Origin of the sequence: Shewanella sp. S1-49-MNA-CIBAN-0167 (genome assembly GCF_040310145.1) — a bacterium.
Taxonomy (GTDB): domain Bacteria; phylum Pseudomonadota; class Gammaproteobacteria; order Enterobacterales; family Shewanellaceae; genus Shewanella; species Shewanella psychromarinicola.
This window is the reverse complement of sequence record NZ_JBEOPO010000246.1, coordinates 1-274: the sequence shown is the minus strand read 5'-3', so window position 1 is coordinate 274 and position 274 is coordinate 1. Positions and strand designations below refer to the sequence as shown.

The 274-nt window shown below is 45.3% G+C and carries 1 protein-coding gene; it reads right to left on the bottom strand.

Translation table 11 applies throughout. The annotated features are described in order from the left end of the window. On the bottom strand, nucleotides 1-274 hold a 274-nt coding region (locus tag AAEZ00_RS21185; protein WP_351089868.1), incomplete at both ends, for a 4Fe-4S binding protein.

Genomic DNA, 274 nt, shown 5'->3' with positions numbered 1-274 from the left:
TCATGCTAAAAATATCAACATATAACTCGCGTGCAGGCATAAAATAACCAATAAACCCGCAGCCAGTTAGCAAGGCAAACACCATCCACACCGCATGCTTCGTCACTCGTTTACGCACTTTACTCAGTGACCATGGCGCTTTGTCTAATGCCGCTCGATGATGATGATTGCCCTCTACCTTGGCTTCAACCCACATATATATAAAGGTCCATGCGGTTTGCGGACACAAAAAGCCACACCAAACTCGGCCCCAATAAACGGTGACAAAAAATAA